Source organism: Microcoleus sp. Pol12B3, from assembly GCF_036701355.1.
Taxonomy (GTDB): domain Bacteria; phylum Cyanobacteriota; class Cyanobacteriia; order Cyanobacteriales; family Microcoleaceae; genus Microcoleus.
The window spans coordinates 1-14,849 of the sequence record NZ_JAUBQS010000098.1 but is presented as its reverse complement, the minus strand read 5'-3'; the positions used below and the strand labels follow the sequence as shown (position 1 = coordinate 14,849).

Genomic DNA, 14,849 nt, shown 5'->3' with positions numbered 1-14,849 from the left:
CTATTTTTACCAACAGGGGATGAGGGCTATAAGTCAGATTCAATCTAGCTCCTAGCCATCCTTGTCACCCCCCCAGCGTTACCAGGGTATTTTTGATAACGAGGAAATTAAGTTTCGAGTGAGGCATCGCGTCCTCTATCATTTGAAAGAGGTGACCTCCAACATTTTTATTCTGAGTGATTTCTCGGCACCCTAACTAACAGCCAAATTATAATTATTAAAGTGGTACACATTCTAGTAATTGACGACAACCCCACCGATCGGCTGCTCGTCAAACGCGAATTAGAGCGGCAATTTTCGCCATTGGAAGTAACGGAAGTTTCCGACAATAGATTGTTCGTGGAAGCAGTGAATCGAGGTCGATTCAATCTGGTGATTACCGATTACCAACTGCGCTGGACGAACGGTTTAGATGTGCTTAAAACTATCAAAGCACGTTATTCACAATGCCCGATTATAATGTTTACAAATACTGGCAATGAAGAAATTGCTGTAGAGGCGATGAAATCCGGATTGGACGATTACATTATCAAGTCGCCTAAGCACTACGTCCGCCTTTGCGTTGCTGTTCGCACAGTGCTCGATCGAGTTGCCGCCTGGGAACGAGTCGCCAGACTAGAAAATCAACTTAATTCTCTGTTAGAACGCTTAAATGTCGGAGTTTTTCGAGCGAGTTCTCAGGGACAGCTTTTGGAAAGCAATCAAGCTTTTTTGCGCTTGTTTGATGCCAGCAATTTAGCAGATGTCCAAGGGATTTATCTGCAGCAATTATTTTTGCAACCGGTAGATTCAGGGGAGTCTCGGTGCCAAAATCTAGAAATTACATTTCCTTTGGCAGACGGTCGAGTAAAATGGATTCGGTTTACTCAATATGTTTACAGCATAGAAGGTGAAAGTACGATCGACGGATTGGTGGAAGATATTACCGAACTCAAGCAAGCTGAACTTGCTTTGCGCGAATTTAATGAAACTTTGGAAGAGCGGGTGAGAGAGCGTACTGCTGAGTTAGAAGAAGTTAATGCACAGCTAGAATCGTTTACCTATTCAGTTTCTCACGACTTGCGCGCTCCTTTGCGGGGAATTTTGTTTTTTGCTGAAATATTGCTCAACGATCAAGTTAGCAACTTGGATGCTACCTCACAAGATTACTTATACCGGATTGCGGATGCTGCAAGTATGATGAATACTTTAATCGAAAATTTGCTAGAGTACAGCCGCCTCAGCAAAGCTAACTTGCCACTAAAAGCAGTCTCTCTTAATTTAATTGTGGCTCGATCGATCGCGCAACTAGAGACCGAAATTGCCCAAAAACAAGCTCGCATAACGGTTGTCGAACCGCTACCTGCGGTATTGGCACATCCTCCTACGCTGCTGCAAGTTTTGGCTAACTTGCTCTCCAATGCTATTAAGTTCGTGCAGCCTGGGATAGCTCCCCAGGTGCGAGTTTATGCAGAAGCTGAGGATGAATATATCTATCTTTGGGTAGAAGACAACGGCATTGGTATTGACGAAAAATTTCATGGTAGAATTTTTGGATTGTTCGATCGCCTGCACGGTCAAGAAGTGTATCCAGGGACGGGAATTGGGTTGGCGATAGCGAACAAAGGAGTCGATCGGATGGGTGGTGCGATCGGGCTGAAATCGACTTTGGGCATGGGTACCCGCTTCTGGGTAAAATTACGCAAGTACGAGAGTTGAGGAACCAGTATACGGGATTTAAAAGATGAGGTTCTAGACAAGAGGGTTTTAACAGCAATATTCTGCTGTAGCTCAAAGAATCAATCAACCCGCTTGTTCACACCCGAAGACAGAATAAACAATTAGTATAATGATAGTTAAGTAATCTCTTGCACCTTTCCTGCCTGAGCTGGCTTTCTGATGTGTTTTACAACAACTTAGTTAATTAATGTGCTTGTGGGTACGCCCCTAAAAAGCTGGTTGAGGATATTACAAGCTGTAAAATAAATAAAATACAAGCAAATATAATAAAATTATTGGCAAGTCTAATTAACCCACCAAGTACATATTCAAATTGTCTAGATTGCTTAAGAACATATTATTAGATTTAAGAATGTTTGCGCCCCTATAAAAACTAAAAGGCTAATGCTGTCTATTCTGTTAATCGACGACAACCCGAACGATCGCCTGATGATCGAGCGAGAACTGAGGAAAAATTTTTCGGATTTAGAAATTAAATCGGTTATTGATATCCAAACTCTCGAACAAATCCTGGCAGTCGGGGGTTTTGATATAGTAATTACCGACTACCAACTGCACTGGAGCGACGGATTAACTATTCTCCAAAAAGTTCACAGCCACTACCCAAATTGTTCGGTAATTATGTGTACTGACAGCGGCAGCGAACAAGTGGCAGTCGAAGCTATGAAAGCCGGCTTAAGCGATTACGTGTTCAAAGGGCGGTACTTAAAGCGGCTGGCGGGGGCTGTGGGCGAAAGCTTGAAAAAACAGCAGTTGCGCGAAAACTACGCGAAAACGTCGGCGCAGTTGGCAATTTCGGAGGAAAGGCTGAGATTGGCGATCGAAGCCTCGAAAATGGGAACTTGGGATTGGAATGTATTAACTGGCGAGGTCGTTTGGTCGGAGGGACACGAACTGTTATTCGGGTTGGAAAAAGGCAGTTTTCCGGGAACTTATGAAGCGTATTTTGCCTGCATTCATCCGGATGACCAAGCCTCGATCGCCGACGCTGTTGCCTTTGCTTTAGAAAACAAAATAGAATACAAGTACGAATTTAGAGTTTTTTGGCCCGACGGCAGCTTGCACTGGATATCGGGTAGGGGCAAGTTCTTTGATGATGATACGGGTAAATCGGTGCGATCGATCGGCGTGGTTTGGGATATTACGGATCGCAAATTATCCGAAGCGAGGGTGCAAGAAAGCGAGGAAAATTTGCGCTTTGCTCTAGAAGCAGCTAACACGATCGCTTTTACCTGGGATGTGGCATCGGGGGAAGTCCGCCGTTCGTCTAATGCCGAAACACAGATGGGTTTGGGGCCAGACAGCACCTTTGGTACTTTTGAGCAAAAAAAGAATGCGGTGCATCCAGAAGACCGGGAAAGGTTTTTGGCAGATGTGGATGCCGCATTCAGGGGCACGGGAGTTTACGAGTCGGAATACCGCAAAGTGCGACCCGACGGCTCAGTGATTTGGCTTCACGAAAAAGGGCGAGTGGTTTTTGACGCATCCGGTACACCCCTTCGGCTGTCCGGCGTGGCGATCGACATTACGGAGCGCAAACAGTTAGAATACGACCGCGCGCGCGCGTTGGCCCGGGAGCGGTCGTATTTGCGCCGCCTGCAAAAGTTAACCTCCGCGTCAGTGGCTATCAACTCCACGCTGTCGGTGGCAGAAATACTTCAGTTAGCTGCCGATAGCGCCCGCCAAATTCTGGAAGTCCACCAGGTAGCGGTCAACCTCAACCCGGCAGCCAACTGGGATGAGGGAATTAGCAAGTTTTCCATGTCAGAAAAATACGCCGCGTGGCAAGATTACTGCGAGGAACCAGACGGTACAGGAATTTACCAAAAAGTTTGGCAGCAGCAACAGGCGATGCGAATGACTCAAAGCGAGTTAGAGGCTCACCCGGCATGGCGGGGGTTCGGCAAGGCTGCGGGGAAGCACCCGCCGCTGCGGGGCTGGCTGGCTGTACCGCTGACCACTCGGGACGGCAGAAATCTGGGATTGATTCAGTTGTCGGACAAGTATGAGGGGGAGTTTGCCGAAGATGATGAAACTATTTTAATGCAGTTGGCTCAGGCGGTGTCGGGGGCGATCGACAATGCCCGCCTTTACGAGGAATCTCAGCAAGCAAATCGCATGAAAGATGAGTTTTTGGCAACTCTTTCTCATGAGTTGCGATCGCCTTTAAACGCGATTTTGGGCTGGGCGCAACTGCTGCTGCAACGCAGTTTGAGTCCGGCTGCTACGGGGCGGGCTTTAGAAACGATCGAGCGAAATGCTAAATTGCAAACTCAATTGATTGATGATTTGCTGGATATTTCGCGAATTATTCGCGGCAAGTTGACTTTGAATCCTTGTGCGGTAAATTTAATTTCGATGGTGGAAGGAGCGCTGAATACGGTGCGGTTGGCTGCGGATGCTAAGTCGATCGAGTTGCGGTCTGCAATTGTAGATGTGGGCTGGGAGACTGCTGAATTTTCCGAACTTGGGAAGGTTTCTGGCAATCCTGAATCTCAGTTAAATCCGAGATTTTGGGTATCAGGAGACCCTGGCCGCTTGCAGCAAGTAATTTGGAATTTGCTGACGAATGCGATTAAGTTTACGCCGCGCGGGGGGCGAGTTGAAATCCGGCTACAGCGAGTAGATTCGGAGGTTGAGCTGGCTGTTACCGACACGGGAATTGGGGTTGCACCGAATTTTTTGCCTTACGTGTTTGACTCTTTCCGCCAAGCGGATGCTACGATTACTCGAAATTATAGCGGTTTGGGGCTGGGGCTCTCAATTGTGCGGCAGTTGGTGGAACTCCACGGTGGCACGGTTTGGGCTCAAAGTCCGGGACTTGATATGGGATCGACTTTTACTGTCTGTCTCCCTTCCATGCAGGTAAATTCGATCGCCGACGAGGAAGCGCAGGTTTTGGCTGGCGCTGGTAATTTACTGGGAGTTAAGGTTTTGCTGGTTGATGACGAGGTTGATTCGCGGGAATTTATGAGGTTTGTCTTGGCCGATTCCGGGGCTAATGTCAAGGTTGCATCGTCTGCTGCTGAGGCGTTTGAGGTGGCTTCGCAGTTTAGTCCGGATGTTTTGGTCAGCGATATCGGAATGCCGCAGGAAGACGGATATTCGCTGCTACGAAGGCTGCGTTCTTTGAACACTCTGACAGGGAAATTTTGGGCGATCGCTCTGACGGCTTATGCTAGAGATGAAGACCGCGATCGTGCTTTCGCTGCCGGTTTTGACCGACATCTGCCTAAACCTGTGCAACCCGATGTGTTGCTAGAGACTATAGTCAAGTTGAGGCAGCAAGGGCTACCAACTTAAAAAATTCTATTAATAATTGGGAATTCGTAATTGGAAAGTGGTTAATGGGAATTGGGAATCGTGCTTTTAGTGACGACTTTAGTCATTGTAAAATTCGCTCGTACCGGCTTTCCTCACTACCAATCTATAATGCTAATTTTACCGGACACGACCTGATTAACCCGACTGGATATAGGCGGAAATCGCTCAACAAAAAAATATAAAAATTTGGATTTTTCAAGATGTTCAAATTCTGCTTGTGGGGCTTTGCTTTTAGCGCGCCTAAAATATGCAATTTCTATGCCGATTAGGTAATTGGTTTGTGTTAATATGCTAAAATATCCAACAACCACGCGGTAATAATTAGGTGGACAAACTTCAGACAGATATAGAGGCAATTTACTCTCAAATTGAGCAATTGCGCCTGGAACGCCAGCAGCTTAGTATTGCCGATGCTGTCCCAGCCGGTGATTCGCCCCAAGCGATCGCCGATGCTTATCGTCGTCACGCGAGGGAAACAGCACAAGTGTCGGCCGAAGTCAAGGGTATAGATGACGCGATCGCGGCTCTGTCTGCTCAACTGAGTCAGAAACAGCAGCAATCGGTAAAATTGCAAAGAATTACTCCGATGGAGCAGCAAGTTGAAGAAGGAAGAGCGCTCGCTCACGGACACGCGGAACGGATTAATGAACTGGCGGCGGAACTGGCGGCGGAAGTGAAGGGACTCAAAGCCATCGCCGACCAAATTAGTCCCAGCTACTGGCAGGTTTATTACAAGCCTTTTATTACTGGTTTTAAGAGTATTACTGTTCCCTACGTGCGGTCGGACGGGGATGTTTGGACTATTGTCAATCGAGTCGTTTAGAGAGGCTGCGGGAGCAGAAATAATCAGCGCTCAATACAATTTTTTCCTGTCCCTGTTCCTCTACTTCAACCCCGCAGCAGTTGCTTAATAGTGCCGACCAATTCCTGTGGGTGAAATGGCTTGGCGATGTAAGCGTCGGCTCCTTGTTTCATTCCCCAATAGCGATCGAACTCTTCGCTTTTGCTCGAACACATTACCACCGGCAAATTTTGGGTTTTAGGGTCGCTTTTGAGCCTGCGACAGACTTCGTAGCCGTTCATCCGGGGCATCACGATATCCAGAACGACTAAATCTGGGCGGTTAGCCTTGATTTGCTCTAGAGCTTCTACGCCATCACTCGCTACTGTGACGTTGAGTCCTCTACCTTTGAGCAAGTCGGCGATCATCTCCCGCAGAGTGACGCTATCATCAACAACCATAACTGTACTCATAGAATAATCCCTACCAAGTTTCTGGGTTGAAACGTTCTCATTAACGTTTACACTAACGTTCACCTTCAAAGGTGTCTTTTCATGATTGAGATTGCGCTCTGCTAAATGTAGTTTACCCACTTTTGCTGATTTCTCAATCATTTTCTGAGTAATTACCGCAAGATTGAAAGATCCGCGCAATCTCGGTTGACACACGAGGCTACGTCCGTTAGTCTATCATTTTCTTTCTCAAATGGTACTATTATCAAAAAATCAGGGTATGGCTTGGTTGTGTGTTTCCCGTTGAGGACGGCGGCGCTCGGCCGCCTGCATCAACATTTGTCTAATTAGGATTTTTCGTACCTAAAGCCGATAGTTTTTGGTCGTAGAGCGTGTCTAAAACTGCCGGGCGCTGGCGGTAGCTGTGACCGGTGTTTTTGCAGCCATTAGCAACTATTCCCAAGACGGAAGCTCCAGAAATTTTTAATTCTTCTAAAACTTTGCGAACTTGCGATCGGTCTGTTTGCCCAATTTGGACGACCATAATCGTAGCGTCTGTGCGAGCTGCGATCAAGTGGCTGTCTGCCAAGCCTGCTAGTGGCGGGGTGTCATAAATTACTAAGTCAAAAAATGCTTGAAATTGCTCCATCAGATAATGCATTTTTTTGGAAGAAAGAAGCTTGATCGGATCGGGGGGAATTTGGCCGGCGGTGAGTACGAACAAATTTTCTTGGTTCGGGGCTCGTTGAATCGCGTCGTTGAGGCTGAGATCTGTGGAGATGGCCTCGCCCAGACCACGCACGTTGGGCAGTCCTAACTTAACGTGCAGTTGCGGGCAGCGCAAATCTGCATCTACTAGCAATACTCGCTGTCCCACTGCTGCTGCTGTGGCTGCCAGGTGCAAAGCTACTGTAGATTTGCCGTCTCCGGCTAAGGCAGAGCCGACTAAGAGCGATCGAATTGCCGTGCCTGCACTCAGCAAGTGAATGTTCGTGTATAGCGATCGAAAGGCTTCTAAAAATTGATAGTCCAAGTCGCTCAAAATACTCGCTCCCCCGCTCATCGGACCGGTATGTCTAGCTTCGACCGGTTCGACTATTTCCACTTTCGAGTTCGATCGAGCCGACGTTAGTTTCCTCTGTCTAGCTGGCGGTCGGCGCTTGACTTTTTTGGTAAACGGAATCACACCGAGTATGGGCAATCTTGTGGCGATTCTCAGTGATTCTGGAGTGTGGAACACAGTATTTAGTACTTCTACGAGCAAGCCGACTGCTATGCCCAGCAGACTGCTTAAAATTACTGCCAGCGCTAACTGTTTTTTGGTTTGTTTGACGGTAGCTGTTAGAGGGTTGCCGAATTTGTCTAGCGGAATTTCCGGAGGATTTATCAGCACCCAAGGTATTTGCTGCTGAGCCGCATCAATCCGCAAGGATTCTCGTTTTGCCAAGAAGTCCGACAAACTCTTAGTAACTACTTGCAGTTCCCGCTGTAAATTGTCGTATTCTCGGGTTGTGACTGAAAAGTTTCTAATTTTTTGGTTGAGAGCATTTTGCAAAGCTGTCATTTCGCGATCGCGCGCTTCAACTTCTTTGATTTGGGTCTCTAAATTTCCCATCACCACTTCTTTTGCTTGTTGAGTGGCGGTTAAAATCAGTTCTTCCCGACTTTTTCGCAGCGCTAAAACTGGCAAACTGTCTTCTCTGTACTGAGCTAATTTTAATGACAATTCCGAGTCTATTCTCTGAATTTGACCTAAGAGTCCGCCGTAAGCTTGTCCTTGGGTCATCAGCAGCCCCTGGGGATTATTTTCGTTGAGTAGTTTTTGATAGCTTTGGTAGAGGTTTCGCATCCCTTTTAGCTGAACTCTAATTTCTACTTGCTTACCCCGAATGCTTTGAACTTGTTCAGACAGAGATTTTCCCTCTATCTGAGGTTCAAACAAGTTGCTCTGCTGCCGCAGTCTTTGCACTTGCAGTTGCAGAACTTCCACTCTTTCTCGGAGCTTGGGCATCTCCGTATCTATAAATTTAATACCTTGATTAATGCCCATCAGCCGTTGCTGCAAGCTGTAATCTAGATACGCTTTAGAAATTTTATCCAATACGGTGTAAATTTTTTTTTGGTTTGAATCTTTGTAACGAACTTGTAAAATTTTTGTGCCTTGCTGTTTACCATCTTTCGTGTAGCTGATACGGTTGATCGACATTTTTGAGATCAGTTCGCTATAGTTCATTTTGGGATACCAAGCCCGCAATTCATCAATCACTGGCTGCATCATTTTGGGACTTCGCAAAATCCTAATTTGGGTTTCGTAGTCTAGTAGGCTAATTCCTTCTATATTAATTTTTGCGAAGTCGGCAGCTTGGGTGTTGTTTAATAGTTTGGATTGCAAACCTTCAGCCGTGGCTGGTTCTACTAACAGGGAAAAGGAGCCTTCATACTCTACAGTTATGCTTTTAGAAGTGGCGACGATCGCTGTTCCTGCCAGGGCGCTCAAAGCTATGGTGGCTGCTGCCATGACTAGGAAGCGACGGCGCACGACGCCTAACAGCCAAGACAAGTCTAGCTTTTCTTCTTCTCTCTCTTCTACGAAGTTATCTCTGTAGTTCTGAGCAGATAAATCCGGCAGTTTGCCATTCGATTTGGGTGTTAAGGGTTGGTAATCTTGTCTGCTATCCATATTCAGCCAGGGTATTTTTGAGGTTGATATTTTTGAGGTTGATATTTTTGAAGCGGCCAGGTCGCGGTTGGGTAATCTTATTGTTTAGTTTATTCTAGCCTTTGCCAGGAATTATCCACCTCACCCGCCGCCTTCTTACCTGAATAAAAATCGGAGAACGTTTATAAAATTTAACACTCCCGTAGCTGGCCCGACAGGTCCGATTACAGCGTTCATGCGATCGACAAAATTGACGAGACCCCTCCGAGATACGATAATCATGTCGTTGTTGCGAAGTTGAGGATTGGTTTCTTCGTTAATTCCTTGACTTAAATCGACTTCGATCGTCCGTTTAGTAGCTGTACCGTCGTTATTCAGGCGGACTAGCTCAACTTTATCTCTTCTAGCTCTGGTATTCTCGTACCCAAAAAATCCTCTGGAAATTAAAGCTTGATTCAGCGTGGCATTAGCTGGGAGTCTCAAGGGATCGAGGGATGTTCTAAGTTCTCCTACTACAAAAACGTTAATGCCAGTGGGAGCAAAGTTAGTGCTAGCGAGCACACCAGCTTCTGCGGGGTTGACGATCGTAGCTTTGGGCACGATGATCGTGTCTCCTTCCTGGAGGATGGTATCTTGGGCGCCGTCGCCGGACTCTAGGAATTGCCACAGGTTGACTGGGATAATTTGTTCGCCTCTTCTGGTGACGCGTCGCACTTGGATTTGCCGGATGTCGGCATCGGAGGTGATGCCGCCGGCTAGCTGAATCGCCCGGATGACGGTGGGAAAACCTTCGCGGCTGAGGTCGTTTGTGGTGTTGCCCCCGATGACGACGTAAGCCCCTGGGCGGGTGACTTGGCCAACGATGGAGATCGATCGAGGTTTTTCTGGGGGTGGCGAAAAGTTTGCCGTCGCAAATTGACGAGCTTCTGCTTGGTTGAAGTTGGCGACTGTGGGGATCACGATTGTGTCTCTGTCTTGCAAAATGATGTCTTGAGAGATGTCTCCTTCTTGCAAGAATTTCCACAGGTTGACGTTGAGCACTTGATCGGGGCCGTCTCGTTGGGGACGGCGGACGCGGATGTTGCGAATGTCGGCGACACCCGTGACGCCTTCTGCGAGTCTGATCGCTTGGGTGACGGTGGGGTACTGGACACTCGGCGCGGCTCCTGGACCAGGAGTTAGGGTAATCGTGAAGTTTCCGGGCCTGGTGACTTCTCCAATGACGCCGACATTGAGGGGGCGGGCAGCGACGAGGCTGACTGTGACTATGGGGTCTTTGAGGACGCGGCGGTAGGCGTTGCGGATGATGTTGGTGGCTTCTACTAAGGTGCGGCCGCGAACGGAGACCAAACCGATCAGAGGCAGGTTGACTGAACCGTCGGAAAGGACTTCGTAGCCGCGGCTGAGTTCGGGTACTTCGAGTATTTCTACTTGGATGCGATCGCCGCCACCGAGTTTATAGCTTTCGGGCGATCGCCTAACGGGCGCAACATTCTGGACTTGCTCTGCACCTAGCGGGATGGGAAGTTGTGCCGGGGTGCTTCTGGCATCAGTGATGACAGTCGAAGCAAACAAGACAAGACCCACAACCGACGGGGCTATCTTTCTTGGAGAACTGGCGTTAACCATAAGCCACCTAATTTTATTGACTATGATTTATATAAGTGTAGCCTTTTTAGTGCTGGGCAAAAAGCTCATTATTTTAAGCGATCGCCGAAAAATTATTGCTGTATTTTTGCTTTATGGCTAATTTCTGTGTTAGCTTGGTTGCGGGTTGACGGCTATATTTTCTATCTAGATTACTTAAGCTTGTTTTTGATAAAGGAAAGCAATTATGACTCAACCAGTGTCTAAAGCGGCTATGCTGAAAGAGCTGATTTTAGGTAATTCTTTATTTATATGGATGCTAATGGCTATAATCGCCATCGCGACTTTGCTTTTATTTCAATTGGCCAGCAGAAAAAAAACAGGTTTGGCTTTAGAAAAAACTTTTGCTTATTTTTATATTTTCATCTCTCCCTCTCTCACACAACCTCCTTTTAATTACTTGCATTTTAGTAATTTGAAATCCACAGAAGGCGGGATTTTAACAATGCTACCTTATATTTTTTACCCGTGGGTAGTATTAATTTTGTTTTCTAGGATTCAGGCTTTTGGTAGCAAATTTATAGATTTTTTTGCCAAAGTATTGATCGTAAATCCTTTCTTTTTGTTTTATACATTACTGCCATTACTGTCTACATTATGGTCCATAGTCCCTGAAGAAACTCTAAGATCTGGCCTAGCTTTTTCCGGATTTACTGCTTTCGGATTTTACTTAGCAGCCCAATATAAATGGGATGATCTATCTCGTTTTTGGCGGTGGGGATACACGGCACTGGGTTTGGCAAGTTTTATAATGAAACCACCGGGATCAGGCGACTTTGTAGGCCTAACGCAAGCTAAAAATTCTCTCGGTGGAATCCTAGCTTTATGTACGGCATTTTGGTATTTGCATTATTTTCAAGGAGCTAAAACTCAGAAAGAACGCTGGATTTCTTTGGGAATTATGTTCTTTTCTTTTTACCTGGTGAGAGCTAATAAGTCGGGAGCCGCTCTAGTGATTACTATCATATTAATAATTGCAGTCTCCTCACTAAACTTTCTAAAAAAATTAACTTTTCAGTGGGCATTTACTGCGATTATATGTTTCCTGGTGGTTAGCATAATTATGACGGTTTTTGTAGTAGACAACCTAGAGGATATTGTTGTAGGTGGGTTAGGCAAGGACTTGACTCTAACTGGGCGGACCGAATTCTGGCCGCAGTTAATAGCTGCGGCCAATCAGCGCCCCTGGTTTGGCTACGGATACGAGGGATTTTTTCAACAAGATAAGTTAGGCCCCGCTACTCCTGCTTATTTTATTTATACTACTAATGGATTTCAACCGAAAAATCCTCACAATGGCGCGATCGGAATATTGTTAGCCTTCGGTTGGCCGGGATTAATCTTAATGATGATTTCCCTGCTTCTTAATTTGGCTTACGCAGTCCGGTATTTGAGTCGTAGCAAACTGGAAGACGCGGGAATCCCTATTTGTTTTCTGGTGTCTATTATTATGAGCAACATCACAGAAGCTCAGATCCTGGGAATCGGAAATGCTTGGCTGAGTTATGTAATGTTGACAGTTAGACTTGCCATAGATAATACTAGTAACACTTCTAACAGTAGCAACAACCCTCACAGGCGTTCTGTAGCTCGCACTGTCGACTGAAGTAAAGTTTCTTGGGCGGATCGAAGATGTGCCAAGCTGTGGAATAATATCATCTGATAACAATTTCCTAAATATTTGCTACATAATAGTCCGGACAGTTTTCAATGACTAACGGTAGAATGAGGGTTTCAGCCTTCTCAGCGAGGTCAAACGCTAACGGTAGAATGAGGGTTTCAGCCTCTGTCTCAAAAACTGTCCGGAGTATTGCGTTAAGAGACCAGTGACTTTTTTAGCTCTGCTCGCTGAGCGTCCCTATTCCAAAACTGTCCGAAGTATTGACTGGTAAGATCGCACAATTAAAAACTCATTGCCCTTTCTATAAACAGCGGCTCCATCCTGCCGATATCCCGTGCCAGGAACTCTCACAGCACCTCTGGTGTTGAAGTTGTGTGCTTTACGCAGATATTTGAGTGGCTCGAATCCTTTTCGTTGTGCATGGTCTAAGACACTTTGCGCCACACTCCCATAGGTTTTTTTATCCGACTCAGCCAGATATTGCTGTAATTCGATAACTTTAGTGTTGGAATAGTCTTCACATAGTCGATATAGATAAGGATCTACGGATGATTCGTCTGGCATTCTCACTATAATTTTATAGGATATTTTTTATCATAGCTTCCAGCAAAGAGATCGATCGCCTTTCATCTCTTAACCACCGCCCACTGTGTAATAGGTGCCAGCGGTTTCCAACCCTGAAAAGAACCGATCGCCCCTACTCGCTGAATGCCAATTCTAATGAGTTCCCCACCATAACGATCGTGCCATTGCAAAACTTTAAACTCGCTCTCAACTGTCACCGCATTAACAACTAATCGCCCGCCTTCACCTAAAGCATTCCAGCAAGTTTCCAGCACAGCTTCTGCGGTGACACCGCCGCCGATGAAAATAGCATTCGGTTGAGGCAAATTTGTCAGGGCTTCCGGCGCTTCTCCCGCAACGATTTCGAGTTCGGGAACGCCGAAAGTCGAGGCATTCTCAGCGATGTATTGCAATCGAGTCGGATGGCGTTCGATCGCGATCGCCCTGCACCGAGGATGACTCCGCATCCATTCGATTGCGATCGAGCCACAACCCGCGCCCACATCCCACAGCAACTCACCCGGAATCGGTGCTAAAGTTGACAGAGTAACGGCTCTAACCTCCCGCTTGGTAAGTTGTCCGTCGTGGCGATAAGCACCATCCGGCAAACCGGAGGTACGAGGGAAAATCGCAGTTTCGCGATCGGCTGCAACTGCGATCGCGATCGTGTTCAAATCCGCCAAATCCGCTGCATTCCAGGCTGCTGCTACCCCATCGATCCGCCGTTCCGAGTTCCCTCCCATCCGCTCGAACACGGTCATCAAACTGCTGCCAAACCCCCGCTGCGTCAACAATTGTGCCACCTTTCCCGGCGTGTATCTGTCAGCGCTCAACACCAGCAAGCGCGCCCCCGGCGACAAAGCAAGGGCGATCGATGCGATCGGGCGATTTGTCAAACTGAAAGTCTCAACTTGGGCGATCGGCCAACCCAAACGGGCGCAAGCAAGACTAAAAGCCGATGCAGCCGGAATCACAGTCATTTCCGAAATAGGAATTTGGCGCGACAGTGTTACCCCAATTCCGTGACACATCGGATCACCGCTGGCTAGCACGCAGACAGACTGTCCCCGGCGGCGGATGATTTGATCTACTGTTGCTTGTATCGGCGAAGCCCAAAGCAATTTTTCGCGGGTGTCGTCGGTTGGTAGCATTGCTAGGTGACGGGCGCCACCAACAATGACTTGAGATTGAGAGAGGAGGGTAAAGGCGATCGCACTCAATCCCGAAAGTCCGTCTTCGCCAATCCCCACCACCGAAAGCCATTTGTGCATTGCGCCCTTACTGCTAATTACTACTTATCGATTCTAAAGAATAATATCGGATTTCCATCCATAATTCTTTCTTCTACTTGTTTCATTCCGAGTCTTTCTGCGACTTTTTGCGACTCAATGTTTGGGCGATCGCAACTTGCGACAACATAGTTAAAGCCAAGTTCATCAAAACCATAATCCAATATTTTGGTTGATGCTTCAGTAGCGTAACCTTTTTTAAGTGCTTTCGGCAGCAGTGCGTAAACTAACTGTGGCTGTGCTTCTTCAAAAAAATACCACAAACCAACAAATCCAATAGTTTCTCGATCGCTCTTAGTTTCGATAAACCACAAACCGAATTTCTTTTCTGCAAACAGCTTTTTGTTTTCGGCAAGCATTTCTTCAACCTTTTGCAGCGACAATATTTCGCCGTCGCACAGATATCTCCTAACATAAAAATTAGTAAACATTCTGTGGAGCGTGTTGAGGTCGCTCTCCACAATCGGTTTCAAAACTAATCTCTCTGTTTCAAATATCATCGGGATTATTTATGTTGGATTAAAGAGCGATCGCACCTATCAATATTAGCCCAGGACGCACAGGTGGTCAGAAACCGGCTTTTTTATGAAAAGATGGGTTGCAGCCCGTAGATTTGGTAAAAAAGCCGGTTTCTTTGATAGGAGTGCGATCGCGAACTGTTTATTTTTGTAGTTGCGGTGTCTTCGCCGGCGGGTCCATGCGTCCATGACTGTCTGAAAAATATTTTGCCCAAACAAAAAGCGCCCCTATTACTAGGAGCGCTTTTTGTTAATCGATAGCTAAAACTTAGCCA

At 46.7% G+C, this 14,849-nt stretch carries 10 protein-coding genes; 4 read left to right on the top strand and 6 right to left on the bottom strand.

Going from position 1 to position 14,849, the window contains the following annotated elements:
• Positions 1–222: 222 nt before the first annotated feature.
• The 3 genes from QUA53_RS27330 to QUA53_RS27320 all read left to right on the top strand — a co-directional run bounded on the left by QUA53_RS27330 (position 223) and on the right by QUA53_RS27320 (position 5,866).
• Positions 223–1,698 (top strand): ATP-binding protein, encoded by a 1,476-nt coding sequence (locus QUA53_RS27330; protein ID WP_333100890.1) that lies wholly within the window; start codon positions 223–225, stop codon positions 1,696–1,698.
• Positions 1,699–2,103: 405 nt separating this feature from the next.
• Positions 2,104–5,022, top strand: a complete 2,919-nt coding sequence (locus QUA53_RS27325) for a PAS domain-containing protein (protein ID WP_333100891.1) — start codon at positions 2,104–2,106, stop codon at positions 5,020–5,022.
• 346 nt (positions 5,023–5,368) lie between these two features.
• Entirely contained in the window at positions 5,369–5,866 is a 498-nt protein-coding gene (locus tag QUA53_RS27320; RefSeq protein WP_333100892.1) for a hypothetical protein, read from the top strand.
• 65 nt (positions 5,867–5,931) lie between these two features.
• On the opposite strand, the gene QUA53_RS27315 is transcribed toward QUA53_RS27320, so the two are convergent.
• From QUA53_RS27315 to QUA53_RS27305, 3 genes are all read right to left on the bottom strand, one after another.
• A complete protein-coding gene (locus QUA53_RS27315) occupies positions 5,932–6,297 on the bottom strand; it encodes a response regulator transcription factor (protein ID WP_039886668.1) in 366 nt (121 codons plus the stop codon).
• Positions 6,298–6,619: 322 nt separating this feature from the next.
• Positions 6,620–8,956, bottom strand: coding sequence for a polysaccharide biosynthesis tyrosine autokinase (locus QUA53_RS27310; protein ID WP_333100894.1), 2,337 nt, complete (start codon positions 8,954–8,956; stop codon positions 6,620–6,622).
• 135 nt (positions 8,957–9,091) lie between these two features.
• On the bottom strand, positions 9,092–10,564 hold the full coding sequence (locus QUA53_RS27305; protein WP_333100895.1) for a polysaccharide biosynthesis/export family protein: 1,473 nt from the start codon (positions 10,562–10,564) through the stop codon (positions 9,092–9,094).
• Positions 10,565–10,769: 205 nt separating this feature from the next.
• Between QUA53_RS27305 and QUA53_RS27300 the strand changes: the two genes are divergently transcribed.
• On the top strand, positions 10,770–12,188 hold the full coding sequence (locus QUA53_RS27300) for an O-antigen ligase family protein (RefSeq protein WP_333100896.1): 1,419 nt from the start codon (positions 10,770–10,772) through the stop codon (positions 12,186–12,188).
• A gap of 252 nt (positions 12,189–12,440) precedes the next feature.
• Here QUA53_RS27300 and QUA53_RS27295 read toward each other — a convergent pair whose 3' ends face one another.
• The 3 genes from QUA53_RS27295 to QUA53_RS27285 all read right to left on the bottom strand — a co-directional run bounded on the left by QUA53_RS27295 (position 12,441) and on the right by QUA53_RS27285 (position 14,556).
• Entirely contained in the window at positions 12,441–12,767 is a 327-nt protein-coding gene (locus tag QUA53_RS27295) for a hypothetical protein (RefSeq protein WP_333100897.1), read from the bottom strand.
• 62 nt (positions 12,768–12,829) lie between these two features.
• Positions 12,830–14,038 carry a precorrin-6y C5,15-methyltransferase (decarboxylating) subunit CbiE gene (cbiE, locus tag QUA53_RS27290; protein WP_333100898.1) on the bottom strand — a complete coding sequence of 403 codons (1,209 nt, stop codon included), beginning with the start codon at positions 14,036–14,038 and terminating at the stop codon, positions 12,830–12,832.
• Positions 14,039–14,058: 20 nt separating this feature from the next.
• Positions 14,059–14,556 (bottom strand): GNAT family N-acetyltransferase, encoded by a 498-nt coding sequence (locus tag QUA53_RS27285; RefSeq protein WP_333100900.1) that lies wholly within the window; start codon positions 14,554–14,556, stop codon positions 14,059–14,061.
• Positions 14,557–14,849 lie beyond the last annotated feature (293 nt).

Excerpts from the sequence above, each read along its gene's own strand:
- QUA53_RS27285 (WP_333100900.1), bottom strand. The coding sequence starts at position 14,556 with ATGATATTTGAAACAGAGAGATTAGTTTTGAAACCGATTGTGGAGAGC.
- cbiE (WP_333100898.1), bottom strand. The coding sequence starts at position 14,038 with ATGCACAAATGGCTTTCGGTGGTGGGGATTGGCGAAGACGGACTTTCG.
- QUA53_RS27305 (WP_333100895.1), bottom strand. The coding sequence starts at position 10,564 with ATGGTTAACGCCAGTTCTCCAAGAAAGATAGCCCCGTCGGTTGTGGGT.
- QUA53_RS27315 (WP_039886668.1), bottom strand. The coding sequence starts at position 6,297 with ATGAGTACAGTTATGGTTGTTGATGATAGCGTCACTCTGCGGGAGATG.
- QUA53_RS27325 (WP_333100891.1), top strand. The coding sequence starts at position 2,104 with ATGCTGTCTATTCTGTTAATCGACGACAACCCGAACGATCGCCTGATG.
- QUA53_RS27300 (WP_333100896.1), top strand. The coding sequence starts at position 10,770 with ATGACTCAACCAGTGTCTAAAGCGGCTATGCTGAAAGAGCTGATTTTA.
- QUA53_RS27295 (WP_333100897.1), bottom strand. The coding sequence starts at position 12,767 with ATGCCAGACGAATCATCCGTAGATCCTTATCTATATCGACTATGTGAA.
- QUA53_RS27310 (WP_333100894.1), bottom strand. The coding sequence starts at position 8,956 with ATGGATAGCAGACAAGATTACCAACCCTTAACACCCAAATCGAATGGC.